This window comes from Bacillus sp. SIMBA_074, from assembly GCF_046534555.1.
In the GTDB taxonomy this organism is placed as follows: domain Bacteria; phylum Bacillota; class Bacilli; order Bacillales; family Bacillaceae_G; genus Bacillus_A; species Bacillus_A mycoides.
On record NZ_JAWRYM010000003.1, the window covers coordinates 26,474 to 42,936 of the forward strand.

The 16,463-nt window shown below is 35.3% G+C and carries 18 protein-coding genes; 6 read left to right on the top strand and 12 right to left on the bottom strand.

Annotated features, from left to right (window positions below):
* Positions 1-9 precede the first annotated feature (9 nt).
* Positions 10-1,302 (bottom strand): GGDEF domain-containing protein, encoded by a 1,293-nt coding sequence (locus SB773_RS04640; RefSeq protein WP_410588822.1) that lies wholly within the window; start codon positions 1,300-1,302, stop codon positions 10-12.
* A gap of 331 nt (positions 1,303-1,633) precedes the next feature.
* On the opposite strand from SB773_RS04640, the gene SB773_RS04645 reads away from it, so the two are divergent.
* The 3 genes from SB773_RS04645 (at position 1,634) to SB773_RS04655 (ending at position 3,275) form a co-directional block, all read left to right on the top strand.
* Complete coding sequence (locus SB773_RS04645) at positions 1,634-2,251, top strand: nitroreductase family protein (protein ID WP_410588824.1); 618 nt, start codon at positions 1,634-1,636, stop codon at positions 2,249-2,251.
* A gap of 234 nt (positions 2,252-2,485) precedes the next feature.
* Entirely contained in the window at positions 2,486-2,704 is a 219-nt protein-coding gene (locus tag SB773_RS04650; RefSeq protein ID WP_002088422.1) for a hypothetical protein, read from the top strand.
* Positions 2,705-2,900: 196 nt separating this feature from the next.
* The gene (locus SB773_RS04655) at positions 2,901-3,275 is read left to right on the top strand and encodes a DUF3915 domain-containing protein (protein WP_002192615.1); all 375 of its coding nucleotides are present in this window, start codon (positions 2,901-2,903) and stop codon (positions 3,273-3,275) included.
* Between the two features lie 96 nt (positions 3,276-3,371).
* Here SB773_RS04655 and ptsP read toward each other — a convergent pair whose 3' ends face one another.
* The 4 genes from ptsP to glcT form a co-directional block, all read right to left on the bottom strand.
* A complete protein-coding gene (gene ptsP, locus SB773_RS04660; protein WP_113769793.1) occupies positions 3,372-5,084 on the bottom strand; it encodes a phosphoenolpyruvate--protein phosphotransferase in 1,713 nt (570 codons plus the stop codon).
* On the bottom strand, positions 5,084-5,347 hold the full coding sequence (ptsH, locus tag SB773_RS04665; protein ID WP_002033915.1) for a phosphocarrier protein HPr: 264 nt from the start codon (positions 5,345-5,347) through the stop codon (positions 5,084-5,086). The genes ptsP and ptsH overlap by 1 nt, the downstream gene beginning before the upstream one ends.
* A gap of 135 nt (positions 5,348-5,482) precedes the next feature.
* Positions 5,483-7,546 carry a PTS glucose transporter subunit IIABC gene (gene ptsG / locus SB773_RS04670; protein WP_002014901.1) on the bottom strand — a complete coding sequence of 688 codons (2,064 nt, stop codon included), beginning with the start codon at positions 7,544-7,546 and terminating at the stop codon, positions 5,483-5,485.
* Between the two features lie 340 nt (positions 7,547-7,886).
* The gene (gene glcT / locus SB773_RS04675; RefSeq protein ID WP_002033914.1) at positions 7,887-8,735 is read right to left on the bottom strand and encodes a glucose PTS transporter transcription antiterminator GlcT; all 849 of its coding nucleotides are present in this window, start codon (positions 8,733-8,735) and stop codon (positions 7,887-7,889) included.
* Between the two features lie 165 nt (positions 8,736-8,900).
* Here glcT and SB773_RS04680 point away from each other — a divergent pair, with 165 nt between their 5' ends.
* Positions 8,901-9,719 (top strand): HAD family hydrolase, encoded by an 819-nt coding sequence (locus tag SB773_RS04680; RefSeq protein ID WP_410588828.1) that lies wholly within the window; start codon positions 8,901-8,903, stop codon positions 9,717-9,719.
* 73 nt (positions 9,720-9,792) lie between these two features.
* Here SB773_RS04680 and phnF read toward each other — a convergent pair whose 3' ends face one another.
* From phnF to SB773_RS04710, 6 genes are all read right to left on the bottom strand, one after another.
* Positions 9,793-10,524, bottom strand: coding sequence for a phosphonate metabolism transcriptional regulator PhnF (phnF, locus tag SB773_RS04685; protein ID WP_078172874.1), 732 nt, complete (start codon positions 10,522-10,524; stop codon positions 9,793-9,795).
* Positions 10,454-11,242 (bottom strand): glucosamine-6-phosphate deaminase, encoded by a 789-nt coding sequence (gene nagB / locus SB773_RS04690; protein ID WP_002033913.1) that lies wholly within the window; start codon positions 11,240-11,242, stop codon positions 10,454-10,456. Before nagB ends, phnF begins: the two co-directional genes overlap by 71 nt.
* A gap of 4 nt (positions 11,243-11,246) precedes the next feature.
* Positions 11,247-12,389, bottom strand: coding sequence for an N-acetylglucosamine-6-phosphate deacetylase (nagA, locus tag SB773_RS04695; protein WP_002088433.1), 1,143 nt, complete (start codon positions 12,387-12,389; stop codon positions 11,247-11,249).
* 206 nt (positions 12,390-12,595) lie between these two features.
* Positions 12,596-13,498, bottom strand: a complete 903-nt coding sequence (locus SB773_RS04700) for a ComEC/Rec2 family competence protein (protein WP_002143023.1) — start codon at positions 13,496-13,498, stop codon at positions 12,596-12,598.
* A gap of 78 nt (positions 13,499-13,576) precedes the next feature.
* Complete coding sequence (scpB, locus tag SB773_RS04705) at positions 13,577-14,149, bottom strand: SMC-Scp complex subunit ScpB (protein WP_002128944.1); 573 nt, start codon at positions 14,147-14,149, stop codon at positions 13,577-13,579.
* Between the two features lie 156 nt (positions 14,150-14,305).
* The gene (locus tag SB773_RS04710; RefSeq protein ID WP_002143025.1) at positions 14,306-15,049 is read right to left on the bottom strand and encodes a segregation/condensation protein A; all 744 of its coding nucleotides are present in this window, start codon (positions 15,047-15,049) and stop codon (positions 14,306-14,308) included.
* Between the two features lie 169 nt (positions 15,050-15,218).
* Here SB773_RS04710 and SB773_RS04715 point away from each other — a divergent pair, with 169 nt between their 5' ends.
* Positions 15,219-15,314 (top strand): YjcZ family sporulation protein, encoded by a 96-nt coding sequence (locus SB773_RS04715; RefSeq protein WP_000510194.1) that lies wholly within the window; start codon positions 15,219-15,221, stop codon positions 15,312-15,314.
* A gap of 99 nt (positions 15,315-15,413) precedes the next feature.
* The gene (locus SB773_RS04720) at positions 15,414-15,932 is read left to right on the top strand and encodes a DUF309 domain-containing protein (RefSeq protein ID WP_002167723.1); all 519 of its coding nucleotides are present in this window, start codon (positions 15,414-15,416) and stop codon (positions 15,930-15,932) included.
* Between the two features lie 20 nt (positions 15,933-15,952).
* On the opposite strand, the gene ribT is transcribed toward SB773_RS04720, so the two are convergent.
* Positions 15,953-16,321, bottom strand: a complete 369-nt coding sequence (gene ribT, locus SB773_RS04725) for a GNAT family N-acetyltransferase RibT (RefSeq protein WP_000908403.1) — start codon at positions 16,319-16,321, stop codon at positions 15,953-15,955.
* Positions 16,322-16,463 lie beyond the last annotated feature (142 nt).

Here is a 16,463-nt window from a genome sequence, read left to right on the forward strand (position 1 = left end):
TGCGAAAAATCACATTTTTTCTTTTCTATATATACATACTTGATTTTTCCCATTTTTTTTCGCTTCATATAACGCAATATCCGCTCTTTGCATTAACTCTTCTCTTGTAATCCCTTGCTCATATAACGCAACTCCAAAACTCGCTGTTAATTTCGAAATTCCAGAGAAATGCTTTGTTTCAATGAAAAATCGCAATGATTCCGCAACTTGAAACGCTTCTTTTTCTACCGTATTTGTCACTAATATTATAAATTCCTCTCCTCCCCATCTTGCAAATACATGTTGATCTTCAACTTTAGATTTCATAAGATCTGCAAGTTGTACTAATGCTAAATCGCCAAAATCATGACCATATGTGTCATTTACTGATTTAAAATTATCTATATCAAACAAAATAAGTGCAACTTTTTCATCATTACGTAATACATTCTCCCACTCTGTCTCCAATATTTGTTGGAATTTCAAGCGATTATATATTTCTGTCAATGAATCTATCATAGCCAATCTTTCTTGCTCTTGATAGATTTCATCTAATTCTGTAATCTCTGTGCATTTTACTATAAATCGCGATAAATCTTCTGGTAATGGTGTCGCACGTAATAGAAAAGTAAATGCTTCTCCTTCATAATTGTACATTTTAATTCTTCTTCCATTTGATAAAGTATCATCCAGCCATGTTATATCGTGAGTCGTCGAATAATATCCGTTCTCTCTAATAAGATGTTCTGCAAACACTAAATGTTGTTCACGATACGTAAATAAATTATCATGTCCGAAGAATTGTAAAAAATTCGTATTACAATCAACAATCTCATCATCTTCTACTATAAATAATAAATCATTTTGAAAATCAAACATCGTTTGAAGCAATTCCTGTTGTAAACTTACTTGTCGCACTAAAGAAAGCTGATATAAACTCTTATTCACTTCCTCTAGTACTACTTGTGGGGTTACTGGTGCTATAACAATATTACGTATTCCTAACAGTAGTAAATCTGCAAACTGATTGTCTATCAGTTGATCCCAAATGATAATGAATGTACTCCGTGAATCATATATATTCTTTATATATTTTATTTGAGCAAAATCTGTTACATACATAATTACAATATGCGGTCTAGTTCTATGAAACAATATTTCTCCTTCTTCAAAACTATTTGCTATAAACATACATTTTGGATGGACATTTTCTATCGTTTGTTGATGTGTACATCCATCTTCTATATAAAGGACATTCAACTGAAGATCTTGTAATACATTTTGGAAAACAGTATTCTCTAATAAAAAATGTAGTATGTTCATCACTAGTCTTCACTCACTTCATATATCTTGTTTTACTGAATTCCTCACAATCATTTTATAAAAAATTGTTCTCAAAAAAATTCGATTAGTGAGGGATACATATTAACAAGCTAATTGAGAATGTTATCTTCGCCTTTTTACTCAATAAATTCCTTTTTTAGTGTATGATTGTAGGAATTGTATCGTTTGTATGAATGCCCTGCCTTACTATTTAAAACTTGACAATTAAAATAAAGGTATTATATTCTTAAATTCAATAACTTACAAAATGTAAGTAGAGTATATTACATTTATTTCATATTAAGTTGATATGTAATTTGGAGGATATATAATGACAAACAACGACTTTTTTAACGTTTTATATGAACGCACATCTACACGTGCATTCAACCCTGAAAAAGAAATTTCATCTACAGAGTTACATGAAATTTTAAAAGCATCTGCGCAAGCACCTTCTGCTTGGAACTTGCAACACTGGAAATTCCTTGTTTTCCAAGGCGAAGATGTACAAAAACGATTACACCCAATTGCTTATAACCAACAACAAATTCTTGATGCTTCTGCCGTAGTCGCTATTTTAGGTGATTTAGAGGCATATAAAAATGTTGAACCTGTTTACGGTCCAATTGTAGAACAAGGATTTATGAAAGCAGAGGCAAAAGAGCGCTTAGCTAAAAATATTGAATCTGCATATACTCGTGAGCAATACCCACGAGATGCTGCCTTTTCAAATGCTGCTTTAGCAGCAATGCAACTTATGCTTGCTGCTAAAGCAACTGGCTGGGATACTTGCGCAATTGGTGGTTTCAACCCACAAGCACTAATGGAAGAATTTAATGTTTCATCTCGTTACGTACCAATTATGCTTATTACAATTGGTGAATCAACTTTAAAAGGTCACCCTGCACCGCGCATGAGCGTAGAACAAGTAAGTGAATGCGCGAAATAATAAAAACGAAGGTAATTTCATTACCTTCGTTTTTTTATATTCTGTCACACATCCGTAATATTACAATGTATTATTCGACATCTATACATAGAGAAATTGTAATTTTTACGCTATCACCATAAACAAATATGGCGTTTTGTGTCGAAATTTGTTAAAGTATTGAAATATAACCGTGTATTTTTGTTACAATTGTGATACAATGATAACAAATAGATAACAAGAGAGGGATTTTCATTGAGTTCATACGGAAGCTTTATCGCACTTTTGAGTTACATAGTAACTGTACTACTGCTATATTTTATTGGCGATGCTGCAAACATATCAGTGTTACAATTCCCTAAAGAAGAAGCGTTACAATTAGAAGCAGAAAAACATACTGCACGATCCATTGCACCACTACTCTTAGCTCTTCCTGTATATATCATCGTTTTATATAAAAGTAAAAAAGTGTAAAGGCTACCTAATTCATTCATTTCGGTGGTCTTTACATTTTTTTGTGACATTTCCCCTATTTTAAACATCATTCCATACTAAATACCCATCTAGTCATTTAAAATGAGAAAATCCCCTAGAAAAATTTCCATTATCTGTCCAGTCACTAACTACCGAACTTACATAGATTATAAGTGTGAAGGGGGTGATGAGGATTATGTTTGGATCATTTGGATGCTGTGATAACTTTAGAGACTGTCATCATCGTGAAAGAGAGTGTGACCATCGCGACCATCGTGACCATCGCGAGAAAGAGAGAGAGGTAAAACCACAACAAACAGCTGTATGTAACGTACTTGCTAGCATTTCAGTTGGAACAGAGCTTTCTCTTTTAAGCATTAGAGGTAACGGAACATTCAATAATGTAATTTTTGAAGGTTTCGCTAACGGTGTTGCTCTTTTCTCTGCTTTAGCTCGTAATGACAAAGACAACAAAGATAACAATAAAGACGATAAGAACAATCAAAATCGAAATACTTTTACTGGCATTTTACGTGTTTGCCCAACTGATATCGTTGCAATCGCTATCTAATTCTGTTCTTTATCCTCAATAGCCGCAAAATAAGATTTACTTTTCTCATAGAAAAAACCTGAGACCGATTTCAAATCGACTCAGGTTTTTTTACTATTATATGCTTTTAACTAATTCAACAACTTCTTCAGCAGTTGACATTGTTAATGCTTTTTCTGCTAATGTTTCCATTTCTGCTTTTGACAACTTGCTTAGTTGTGTTCTTGCAGGAAGAATAGATGTTGCACTCATACTGAACTCATCTAAACCTAAGCCTAATAATAATGGGATAGCAAGTGCATCTCCCGCCATCTCACCACACATACCAGCCCATTTGCCTTCTTTATGAGCAGCATCGATAACCATTTTTACAAGACGTAAAATAGATGGGTTATATGGTTGGTATAAGTAAGCTACACGTTCGTTCATACGGTCTGCAGCCATTGTGTATTGGATTAAGTCATTTGTTCCGATAGAGAAGAAATCAACTTCTTTTGCGAACTGATCTGCTAATACCGCTGAAGCTGGAATTTCAACCATCATACCAACTTCAATAGAATCAGAAACAGTTGTACCTGCTTCTACAAGTTTTGCTTTCTCTTCTAATAAGATTGCTTTCGCTTGACGGAACTCATCAAGAGTTGCAATCATTGGGAACATAATTTTTAAGTTACCGTATACGCTAGCACGAAGTAATGCACGAAGTTGTGTACGGAACACATCTTGCTCATCAAGACATAAGCGAATTGCACGGTATCCTAAGAATGGGTTCATTTCTTTTGGTAAATGTAAGTATGGAAGTTCTTTATCTCCACCGATGTCAAGTGTACGAACAACGACTGGTTGATCTTCTTTTACACCTTCAAGAACTGCTTTATACGCTTCGAACTGCTCTTCTTCTGTTGGAAGATTGTCACGGCCCATGTATAAGAATTCTGTACGGTATAAACCAACGCCTTCTCCGCCATTATCGATAATACCTTGTACATCATTTGGTGTTCCGATATTAGCAACAAGCTCAACGTGATGTCCATCACTTGTTACAGTTGCTTGGTCTTTTAATTTTGCCCATACAACTTTTTGCTCTTCAAATTTCGCTTTCTTTTCTTCAAAAGAACGAAGAGTTTCTTCAGATGGGTTTACAATTACTTCTCCATCTAAACCGTCAATGATTACGATATCGCCGTTTTGGATTTTCTCCATAACAACTTTCGTACCAACAACAGCTGGAATTTCCATAGAACGAGCCATAATTGCAGAGTGAGATGTACGTCCACCGATATCAGTTGTGAAACCTTTTGCATACTTACGGTTTAACTGAGCTGTATCAGATGGTGTTAAATCTTCAGCAATGATGATTACTTCTTCAGAAATTGTACCAGGGTTTGAGAAGTTAATTCCTAGTAAATGTGCAAGCACACGTTTTGTTACGTCGCGAATATCCGCAGCACGTTCTTTCATGTATTCGTTATCCATGTTTTCAAACATAGAAATAAACATTGATGCAACTTCATCCATTGCAAATTCAGCATTTACTTTTTCGCCATTTACTTTATCTTTTACTGGATTTACTAATTCTGGATCATTTAATACTAATAAATGTGCTTCAAAGATAGCAGCTTTATCAGCACCTAGCTCAGCAAAAGCATGGTCCTTAATAGCTTCTAGTTCAGATTTTGCTTTCTCAAGCGCAGCGTCTAAGCGTGCAATTTCAGCAGCTTCATCTGTAATTGATTTCTTTTCAATGTTAAATTCAGGATTCTCAAGTCTGAAAGCCTTTGCAATAGCAATCCCACTTGATGCAGCGATCCCTTGAATGTTAAGAGTCATTATTCTCCTAATCCTTCGTTTTTCATAGTTTCTTCGATAGCTGCTAGTGCTTGAGCTGCATCATCACCATTTGCAGTGACCTTAATTTCCGCGCCTTGTTGAATTCCTAAAGACATAACACCCATGATTGATTTTAAGTTAACGTTTTTTCCGTTATACTCTAAGTTGATGTCAGAACCAAATTTGCTTGCAGTGTTTACAAGTAGAGTTGCTGGACGAGCATGAATTCCTGAGTCGCTAGTTACTTTAAAGATTTTTTCCATGATAATTTATCTCCTTCAAATACAGTATTTTTTTAGTTGTATAGACGTGAGTACTACATCATCTATTGTATATAATAGGCGATGTTCGGTCAACCACATCGCCTATTATAATTATAAACATTTTGCGTCAAATTCCTACTGAATGTCAATAATAGCGTTTTCGCCCTTCTTAACATTTCCATCTTTTTTCAATTCGACTTGTTGCCCTTGTTGTAAATTCGTAAAGACGATTGGTGTAATAATAGATGGTGCATTTTCTTTTACAAATGCAAGATCTACTTTTAATAATGGTTGTCCTTGCTTCACTTTATCACCTTGTGCTACAAGCGCTTCAAAGCCTTCACCATTTAATTTTACAGTATCAATACCGAAGTGGATTAAAATTTCTTTTCCGCCTTCAGACTGAATACCAATCGCATGTTTTGTAGGGAATACATTTACAATCTCACCATTAACCGGAGAAACTACTGTTCCTTCTGTTGGCTCAATCGCAAATCCATCTCCCATCATTTTCCCTGAGAATACTTGGTCAGGTACTTCTGTAATCGGTAAGATTTTCCCTTCAATTGGTGAAACGATTGTTTCATTTTCATCAACCTGTTGAGGAGCTTCTTCCACTTTTACAGGCGCTTCTTTTTCCACATGAGGTGTACGACCTGACATAATATCATGAATTTGTGATTTTAATGTGTCAGATTTCGGTCCGAAAATAGCTTGAATGTTATTTCCAACTTCAAGTACACCGGCTGCTCCAAGCTCTTTTAAGCGGTCTTTATTTACATTTTTTTGTTCGTTAACTTGAACGCGTAAACGAGTAATACAAGCATCTAACGAAGCAATGTTTTCTTTACCACCAAGTGCTACTAATACTTCACGTGGAAGTTCTCCTGCTTCTGTTTTCCCTGCGCCTTCATTAGCATTCGCTACTTCACGACCAGGTGTTTTTAAGTTCCATTTACGGATTGCGAAACGGAATCCGAAGTAGTAAATAACTGCTAGTACAAGACCAACAATAATTACCCACCACCATGCCGTACGACCTGGTAGTACACCGAATAATATGAAGTCAATTAAACCACCAGAGAATGTCATACCAATTTTAACACCTAAAATTTGCATTGTCATAAATGATAGACCAGCGAATACTGCATGAATTCCGAATAATACTGGTGCTACGAATAAAAATGAAAATTCAAGCGGTTCTGTAATACCTGTTAAGAAAGATGTTAATGCAGCAGATCCTAAAATACCAGCTGCTAATTTTTTATTTTCCGGACGTGCTTCATGGTACATTGCTAAAGCTGCTGCTGGAAGACCGAACATCATGAACGGATACTTACCAGTTGTAAATGTACCTGCTGTTAATTCTACGCCGTCTTTTAACTGTGCCATAAAGATTTTTTGGTCACCACGGATTAATTCGCCAGCTGCATTTGTATACTGACCGAATTCGAACCAGAACGGTGAATAGAAAATATGATGTAATCCAAATGGAATTAATGAACGTTCGATTAAACCGAATATAAATGCTGCTATCGTTCTATTTGCATCAATCATTTGATGTGAGAACGTATTTAAGCCACCCTGAATGTATGGCCAAATGAAGCACATGATAATACCTACTACTAAAGAGAATGTTGCAGTTGCGATTGGTACGAAACGCTTGCCTGCAAAGAAACCTAAGTATGATGGTAATTCAATGTTAAAGTATTTATTATAACAATATGCCGCTACTATCCCGACGATAATACCACCAAACACTCCTGTTTGCAGCGTTGGAATTCCTAATACGTTTGCATATGCTGGATCTGAAAATCCAATTTTCACTGGATCTGTTCCAGTGCTTGTTACTTTCACTAGTTTATCTACTTCTAAGAACACACTCATCGTTTTGTTCATAATTAAGTATCCGACGAACGCTGCTAAACCAGCTACTCCGTCTCCACCAGCTAAACCGATCGCTACCCCAACTGCGAATAATAGCGCAAGGTTAGCGAAAATAATATCGCCAGATTGTTCCATAATTTTTGCAACCATTACGAACCAATCTGCTTTTAAAGCAGGGATAACATTTGTTAGTTGTGGATTTTGAAATGCATTACCAAATCCAAGTAAAATACCTGCTGCCGGTAAAATCGCTACTGGAAGCATAAGCGCTTTTCCGACTTTTTGAAGAACACCAAAGATCTTCTTAAACATGGAAACCCTTCCTCTCTTATCTATATTGATACTTTTCGACAAACGCCAAAAAGGCATGAGGAAAAAAAAGATAGAACGATAGCTATACAAAGGGTAGTATGTCCCTTTCTTTAGCTTACATTCCCAACTTTTCTCCACTCATGCCTGATCGAATCAGTAACACGTGTCAAAAATAGGATTACGTATAAGTTCACTATAATTAAAGCAAACGTTTTCGTTATTTACCTTAATGTGTTTGTCGAATTTTGTATAACTTTGCAATAGTTATTATACATAACTATTGTAAGCGATTCAATCATTTTTTTTAACGTTTTCATTTTAGACAAAAATATATGTCTTTTTACACATGTTCTGCTTTCACTAATCGTTGTAAATGCATCGTTAAATAAATACTCTCCGCTTCATAAACAGGAAGTTGTAATTCGTTCTGCATTACTTTGACTAGCTTCCATGCCAAATTGTAACAAACTGGATATTCTAATTTTAATAAATCAGCAAAACTTTGTGCTTCTTCTACTTTTTCTCCTTTTTTCACCCGTTCAATAGCATATTGTAAATGGCGAATAAGGCGTAAATAATGAATGCTTTCTTGGTCTAATGTAATTTGTAGGTTTGTCTCAATTAAAGACACAAGTTGTGCAATAAGACGAGAATTTTGATTAACAGAAGATAAATCAGAGTTTGTAAGCGAGCTATAAATATGGAGTGCGATAAAGCCAACTTCTCCTTCTGGCAATGTAATTTGCAAACGAGAATTTAAAAGTTTCACAACTCCTTCAGCAATTTCATATTCTTCTGGATATAGCATTTTCGTTTCAACTAAAAAAGGATTATCTATTGTAAGTCCTTGTTTCAGCCTTTTAATTGCAAAAGAAATATGATCTGTTAAAGCGATATGAATATGTTCATTTAATGGAGACTCCGCTTTTTCTTGAATGTATAACATAATATCATTCATCAATTCAATTAGCTTTTCACTCACATGCGGCACTAAAAGTTTGTATTGTTCTCGATCACGTTCATTTTTTAAAACAAACATTTTCTCAATTTGTTCTTGCTCCAACACATCTTCAGCCTTTTTTCCAAATCCAATTCCTTTACCGATCACTACTACTTCCTCGTGTTCAGGATGGCTAGCAATGATGACATTATTATTTAAAACTTTTTTAATTTCTAGATAATTACTCATATAACACCACCCTCGTACTTAAATAGCCTACTTTTATGTTACAGAACATTCTTCTTTGTCGTCAATGTAAAACATCTACCATTTGATAAAAATTCATTTTTTAGACATGTTTGTATATGATGCGTATAATGTAAGAGCAACTGTACATAGAAAGGAGATAGCAACATGATTAAAATGTTTGTAAGTGATATTGACGGTACAATGATGCAACATGGAGGTCTGATTGATGAACAGGATGTTGCGGCACTTCGCAGTCTTGCTGAGCAAAATGTTATTCTTTGCTTCGCTTCTGGACGACTTGATAATGAAATCTCAGACTTAATGAAAGCTGTAAATACAAATTTCCATCGTATTAGTGTAAATGGTGTGTTTGTATACACTAATGAAAATAAGCAACTATTATCCGCAAATTTTGATTCCAGCATTCTTCCTGATTTACTAGCTATGACAAATCAAGACCCTTATTTCCGTTATGTAAGTGATGAGCATAATTACTATATTGAAGAAAAGACACCTTTTATTCATGAACTCGAAAAACAAGTAGCAATGACTTCTGTTGAAGAGCCAAATTTATTACAGAAAATCGATGATACAATTTTTCCAAATAAAATTTCTATCGGTGGAACAAAAGAAAACTTACAACTCCTTCAAAAAAAGATCGATGAAAAATTCCATGGAAAAGTTAGTACTTTCATTTCAGCTGAACAATGTTTAGATGTAATGCCACCAAATATTAGTAAAGGTTCTGCTATTTCTGTTTTATTACAAGAGTTTCAAATACAACCAGAGGAGGTTGCATGCATAGGGGATTCTTACAATGATATTCCAATGTTTTCTTTAACTCCTCATAGTTTTGCTATGTCTCAAGCTGATGATGCGGTAAAAGAGCACGCTCACTATGTAGTAGATGCTGTCAAAGATGCCGTTAACCAAGTACTTGTTTATAATGAAGAAGCAAATAAAAATACGACTCGATCCTTATAAGGATGAGTCGTATTTTTATTTCTTTACATGTTGAAAACATCAAAGTTCACTGTACTTCACAAACTGAAATATATTACTTGTTACGTGCGATGTTCGTAATAAACTTGTAACGATCCCCACGATAAATACATTTCACATACTCTAACGGTAACTCACCTTCTGAATATGACCATTGACGCATTACAAGTACAGGCGCCTTTTTAGGAATATGCAGATGTTCAGCTTCATTATCCGTTGCAATTGAAGCTTCAATTGATTGAGTAGCGCGAACAAGCTTAAAGCCCAGTTTTTTCTCTAAATGTTCATATAAAGATTGTTGTAATATTTCTTCGTTAATATCTTTCACAAGAGTTGGCGACAAATATGTCGTCTCAAATGCAATCGGTTCGTCATCAGCTAAGCGCGTACGCCTCACTTCATAAACCGATTCTCCCTCTTGTATTCTCAGCCGGTCTGCTATTTTAGCAGTAGCTGGAACTAGGCGGAAACTTAATAACTGGCTGCTCGGTTTCATACCACGAGAAATCATATCTTCTGTGAATCCCGTCATTCCTTGCAACTTTTGCTCCACTTTCGGAAGTTGGACGAACGTTCCAATCCCACGTTTCCGGTATAAATAACCTTGTTCCACTAAGTTATTAATCGCCTGTCTGATTGTCATACGACTCACTTCGAACTTATCACAAAGTTCATTCTCAGATGGAATTTTATCTCCCGGCTTCCATTCGCCTTCCTCAATTAGCTGTTTCACCCACTCTTGAATCTGATAATAAATCGGAAATGGTGAATACTTGTCGATGTTCATCAGCAATCGCCTCACTGCATAAAGATAGAGCTTCTGGATCTGCGATTACGGTTACATTCGGATGACGTTGTAAAACTGTAGCAGGACACGCTTCACTATATTCACCTTGCAATAATTCTTTAATAGCTTCTGCCTTTTTAGATCCCATAGCAACAAGTAGAATTTGTTTCGCTTTCATAATACTTCCAATTCCCATTGTAATCGCATGAGTCGGCACATCTTCTTCATTTTCAAAGAAGCGAAGGTTTGCTTGGCGTGTAGATTCTGTTAATTCTACAATGTTAGTTGGAGAATTAAATGGTGTTCCTGGCTCATTAAATCCGATGTGACCGTTTTCACCGATTCCAAGAATCTGTAAGTCAACTGGGTTAGCTACTAGAATGCCTTCATAACGCTTGCACTCTTCCTCTAAATCACTTGCCATCCCATTCGGTACATAAGTTTGTTTAAATGGAAGATGATCAAACAACTGTTCTTGCATGAAATAGTGATAGCTGTTTTTATCTTCGTGTGGTAAATTTACGTACTCATCTAAGTTTACAGTGGTTGCATGACTTGTATCAAGTTTATTTTTTCGCATTTCTGCATAAATACCTAATGGAGAGCTTCCTGTAGCCATTCCTAAAGTTGGATTTTCTTTTGATTTTACAACCTCTTTAATTAACTTATAACCTGCTTCTGCTAATTCTTCTGGAGTTTTTACAACAAGAATATTCATCTAATTACTTCCCTTCCTTCATATGAATTCCTAAACGAACCGTATCATATACATGTAATTCTTCAGTCATAACAACAAAGTCTGCATCTTTACCTACCGCTAACGCGCCTTTATTATTTAATCCAAATTCTTCTGCTTGGTTAACTGATGTCATTAACACTGCCTCCTCGATTGAACATCCTGTAAATTCAATTACATTTCGGAAAGCTTGATCCATTTTTAAAATACTACCAGCTAACGTTCCATCTTCTAATCGGGCACTGCCATCTTTTACATGTACTGGCTGTCCGCCAAGCTCATATAATCCTTCTTCAAGACCTTTTGCACGCATTGCATCTGTAATGACACTTACTTTTTTCGGTCCTTTTAATTTATATGCTAATTTCACCATATCAGGGTGAATGTGAATACCATCTGTAATTACTTCAACCATTACATCTGGATTTAATAACACATGACCAACAACTCCTGGTTCACGATGATGTAATCCACGCATTTGATTGTATAAATGTGTTGCATGTGTAATTTTTCTATTTTTCAGTTGTGCATCAATTGCATCTGTATGCCCCATTGTGCCAACAACACCTGTTTCAGCAAGATACTGTTCAAACTCTAACGCACCTTCTTCTTCCGGTGCATATGTTACTAATTTAATTAAATTACCGCTTGCTTCCTGCCATTGTTTAAATTGCTCGATACTCGCAGGAACGATATGTTCAAGTGGTTGTGCACCCGCACGTTTTTTTGAAACATATGGTCCTTCTAAGTGAATATATTCGAAATGTGCTCCTTTGTCTTTCGCTTCCTTCGCAGCACTTAGCGCCGCTTCAATCGCTTCTGGAGCTTGTGTCATTGTTGTTGGGAAGTAAGTTGTAACTCCTTCTTTTAACATTTCTTTACCAAGAGTTACTAATCCATCGCTATTTGCATCCATCGCATCAATATCGTATCCACCATGAATATGAACATCAATCATACCTGGAATTACAATCTTTCCTGCCACATCTAACACAGTTTCATTTTCTTGTGATACATATTGAGCCATCAAACCAATTTCTTTAACTGTTTCTGTGTAACGAATAAATCCGTTTTCCACTACTTCTTTACCTGTATAAATTTCGGCATTGATGACAACTTGCGTTTTCATTTTCATCGACCCTTTCCCATGAAATACCTACTTATTATTATTACCTTATTCGCCTAATTCCATCTTAATATACACACAAGTAGTTGTCTATACATTCTAATGAAATTTCCTCTTCGTTCAGCGAAAAAAGGAAATTGATTTCTTTTTCATTCTAATATATATTATCCATTTTTACCAAAATGGATAATAACCTCTTATATAATTAGTTACTTAAGTAATGGCATAAGACCGCTTGCCCCCATAGTAATATGTTCACCATCTGTTTCTATTTCCACAGTTCGCTTGTTTGTTCCATATATCATTATACCACGCTGTTTTAATCGTCTTACTACACTCTGATGAGGATGCCCATACGGATTTCTACTCCCGTACGAAAGAATAGCGAATTGTGGATCTACTTTTTTTAAGAATGTTTCACTCGTTGAAGTATACGAGCCATGATGCCCAACTTTTAATACATCTGCATGTACATCAAATTGCTTTAATATTTCATTTTCCGTCCGTATATCAGCATCACCCATTAATAAAAAGTCCGCTTTACCATATCGAATCTTTAACACAATTGAGGACTCGTTATTCTCGTCTTTCGATTTACCATTGTTTAATACTTGTATAGAAACATGTGGATCTAACGGTATATATTGTCCTTCCTTCACTGAAATGAAAGGTATGCCCCTTTTTTTAATATTATTCCGATACGTATGATAAGTAAATGAACTATATGTTTTTCCACTATCTAATACGAGTGAAACCGGCATTTGTTCTACAATTGGAATAAGCCCCCCTATATGGTCCATATCAGGATGAGTACTTACAATCACATCTAAATGATTAATTCCTTTTTCAATTAGTTTTTGAATAATAACCTCTCCTGCTTCATAAGGGCCCCCATCTATTAACATCGTTTGACCATTTGGCAATGTAATAAGTGTCGCATCACCTTGTCCAACTTTTAAAAAACTCACTTTCATTTTACCAAAATGTTGCCGATGCATATGTATAGAAGACGCAGTATGAATAGACATCATATATCTTTTAGCCGATGCGCTGTTTAACGAAAAACATAATAAAACAGAAACCAACAATAGAATACTCCGTACACCTTTCATAACTCGTCTCCTTTTTTCATTTAGTATGGCACGCTCTGTAATTGATATACAAAAAAAGCTTAGCAAAATGCTAAGCTTTTATTTTGATAATTCCTGTAAAGAACCAAAGAATAAATCTGCTTCATTCATTTGTTCATTTTCTTCCGAAAGAGGTGGTAAATCATCTAATGTTTTCAATCCAAACGTATCTAAAAATTCTTTCGTCGTTCCGTATAAAATAGGGCGCCCTGGTCCTTCCGCTCTTCCCGTTTCTTTTATAAGTAAGTGTGAAACTAACGTTTGTAATGCCTTGTCCGTTTTCACACCTCTAATCTCTTCCATTTCTGTCCTTGTAATCGGTTGACGGTACGCAACGATTGCCAACGTTTCAAGAGCTGCTTGAGAAAGTGAAGCCGCGGTTGGAGTATCTATTAATTTTTGATAGTACGAAGCATGTTCTTTCTTTGTTGCAAAACGATACACTTTTGCATATTGTACAATTTGCAAACCGCGATTCGATCCTTCGCATTCTTTTTGCATTTCCTCTATACTGTTTATTACTTCTTCCACTTCAACTTCCAGAACTTTAGCTATCTGTTCCGGATAAATCCCTTCGTCACCTGCAACAAATAAAAGCCCTTCAATAATCGATTTTTGTTCTTTTCTATCCATTTTACGAACTCCTTCCTCCTATTTCCCATAAAAAACACACATAAAAAAACCGAATCACAGTAAATGCGTTCGGTTCAATATTTCTTCTCTCGTTCCAAACGATACATTAAAACCTAACATGAGATAAAATATTTCTATCCCATCTTCACATCAACTCTATACGGATTTATTAGAGCTTGATACGAAAATTTCATCAAAATTATGTTCCTGCTCAATTATGATTTGTTGATTTTTCATTAGCTCAAGAACCGCTAAAAATGTTACAACCATTATTTCACGTTCTTCATCAGCAAACAAATCATAAAAGCTTTGACGACCGCCTCTTACTTCTAACTGTTGTAGAATATCAGTCATTCGCTGTGCAATTGGTATTTCTTGGCGAGTAATTCGCGTTGTTACGGGGGTTTTTGCTTTTTTACGACGCATTAGCTTTTGAAATGCCGCTAACATATCATATAACGTAACATCAAGAGGTAAGCTTGTCTCCTCTTCTTGTTGAAATGATGTAAAATCAATTGGCGGACGTGTATATAGCTGTGCTCTTTCTTGTTCTCTTTCTTTTAACTCAGTAGCAACTTGCTTATATTTCTTATATTCAATTAACCTCTCCATCAACTCTTGACGAGGATCATCTATAAAGTCTTCACCGTTATCAGGTACATCTTCTTCTTGTTTCGGTAACAACATTTTACTTTTAATTTGTAATAACGTTGCAGCCATTACTAAATACTCACTGGCAACATCTAATTGTAATTCTTTCATCGTATGGACATAAGATAGATATTGCTCTGTAATTTTCGCTACAGGAATATTATATATATCAATTTCGTAACGATTTATTAAGTGTAACAATAGATCTAAAGGCCCTTCAAAAGCCTCTACTTTAAAATTATACTGCACAAAGCATCCCACCACATTTTTTCTATAACACCATAAGTATAGAGCATACTCATGTTCTATCCAACCTTTTTAAGAAATTTAATTAAAAATAGACCTATGCCCATGTCATAATGCCCACCGCTTCATATGATAACAATGTAGTAAGAACAATGTAGGAGGTCAAAAAACTATGGGTCACGTTGATTGCGGTTTTAGCGGTGGGTTCGCATTACTTGTTGTACTGTTCATTTTACTAATCATTGTAGGAGCAGCTTGCTTCTGCTAATAGGACGCAATAAAGCGACTAGGGATATTTCCCTAGTCGCTTATTGTTAATATTTCTATGATAAACTGTACATATAACCGTTAGACAGGAGCGAATAAAATGTATCCTACCGAGTACATACAATTTTTAATTCATTTTCACGGAGACTATGATTATTTTGAATGTCATGAAATATTAGAAGAGTATTGGAAATTAAAACCTAGAGGAGAACGCGACAATTACTTAGTCGGTCTCATTCAAATTGCTGTTTCCTTATACCATCACAGACGATCCAACTGGAATGGTGCAGAGAAGATGATAAAAAGCGCAATAGCACTTTTAGAAAAGAACAGTACATCTTTACATCAATTAGGAATAGATCATAAACAACTTATGTTCTTATTAAATGAAAGATTACACTCTATCCACAAAAAGGAAATTTTTGCGCCATTATTTTTACCCTTATTAGACGTATCGTTAGAAAAACAATGCATACAGTTATGTAAGAAACAAAACCTCTCTTGGAAAGATGTGAACGTCATTCCTGGTGAATACATCATAAGTAAGCACACATTGCGTGATCGAACAGAAGTCATTTCTGAGCGACACGAGCAACTACAAAAAAGAAAGCAGAGATAATAAACTACTTATCCCTGCTTTCATGAATGTATATTTTGTTCAAGCTCTTTACACTTTTTGCAAAAACTTGCTGTTTGCTCATTTCCGCAAATTGTAAACTCAAGAAATTTACTCTTAAGCTCTTGAACCATCTTCGTCCCAATCCCCATATGACGGTGAGACGGATTCACGCTCAAATGCTGAATTTCCAATACCTGATCTTCTTTTTTTATAATCCCCATTATCCCAACAAAATCTTCATTTTGTTTCCACAAATACAATTGCCAATCCTCTTTCGCTTCATATTCTTTCATTGTCAATTGTAATGTTTTTACATCTTTTTCAGTTGGCATAAATGAAAGAAGCCCCATTGCAATTTTTTCATAACTTTTTTTAAAACGAATTAACATAACCCTTATCCCTTCTTACAAAAGTTACAAACTATTTATCCCCTCAATCACTCTTTTCATATCACATTCATTCTACAATATTTTTACCAGAGTGAGAAGGGGCTGAAACAACTTGATAATCATACAAAGCGTTAAGAAGAAA

Bases quoted from the DNA above. Each gene is read 5' to 3' on its own strand.
- SB773_RS04640 (WP_410588822.1), bottom strand. From the start codon at position 1,302: ATGAACATACTACATTTTTTATTAGAGAATACTGTTTTCCAAAATGTA.
- SB773_RS04645 (WP_410588824.1), top strand. From the start codon at position 1,634: ATGACAAACAACGACTTTTTTAACGTTTTATATGAACGCACATCTACA.
- SB773_RS04655 (WP_002192615.1), top strand. From the start codon at position 2,901: ATGTTTGGATCATTTGGATGCTGTGATAACTTTAGAGACTGTCATCAT.
- ptsP (WP_113769793.1), bottom strand. From the start codon at position 5,084: ATGACTCTTAACATTCAAGGGATCGCTGCATCAAGTGGGATTGCTATT.
- ptsH (WP_002033915.1), bottom strand. From the start codon at position 5,347: ATGGAAAAAATCTTTAAAGTAACTAGCGACTCAGGAATTCATGCTCGT.
- ptsG (WP_002014901.1), bottom strand. From the start codon at position 7,546: ATGTTTAAGAAGATCTTTGGTGTTCTTCAAAAAGTCGGAAAAGCGCTT.
- glcT (WP_002033914.1), bottom strand. From the start codon at position 8,735: ATGAGTAATTATCTAGAAATTAAAAAAGTTTTAAATAATAATGTCATC.
- SB773_RS04680 (WP_410588828.1), top strand. From the start codon at position 8,901: ATGATTAAAATGTTTGTAAGTGATATTGACGGTACAATGATGCAACAT.
- phnF (WP_078172874.1), bottom strand. From the start codon at position 10,524: ATGAACATCGACAAGTATTCACCATTTCCGATTTATTATCAGATTCAA.
- nagB (WP_002033913.1), bottom strand. From the start codon at position 11,242: ATGAATATTCTTGTTGTAAAAACTCCAGAAGAATTAGCAGAAGCAGGT.
- nagA (WP_002088433.1), bottom strand. From the start codon at position 12,389: ATGAAAACGCAAGTTGTCATCAATGCCGAAATTTATACAGGTAAAGAA.
- SB773_RS04700 (WP_002143023.1), bottom strand. From the start codon at position 13,498: ATGAAAGGTGTACGGAGTATTCTATTGTTGGTTTCTGTTTTATTATGT.
- scpB (WP_002128944.1), bottom strand. From the start codon at position 14,149: ATGGATAGAAAAGAACAAAAATCGATTATTGAAGGGCTTTTATTTGTT.
- SB773_RS04715 (WP_000510194.1), top strand. From the start codon at position 15,219: ATGGGTCACGTTGATTGCGGTTTTAGCGGTGGGTTCGCATTACTTGTT.
- SB773_RS04720 (WP_002167723.1), top strand. From the start codon at position 15,414: ATGTATCCTACCGAGTACATACAATTTTTAATTCATTTTCACGGAGAC.
- ribT (WP_000908403.1), bottom strand. From the start codon at position 16,321: ATGTTAATTCGTTTTAAAAAAAGTTATGAAAAAATTGCAATGGGGCTT.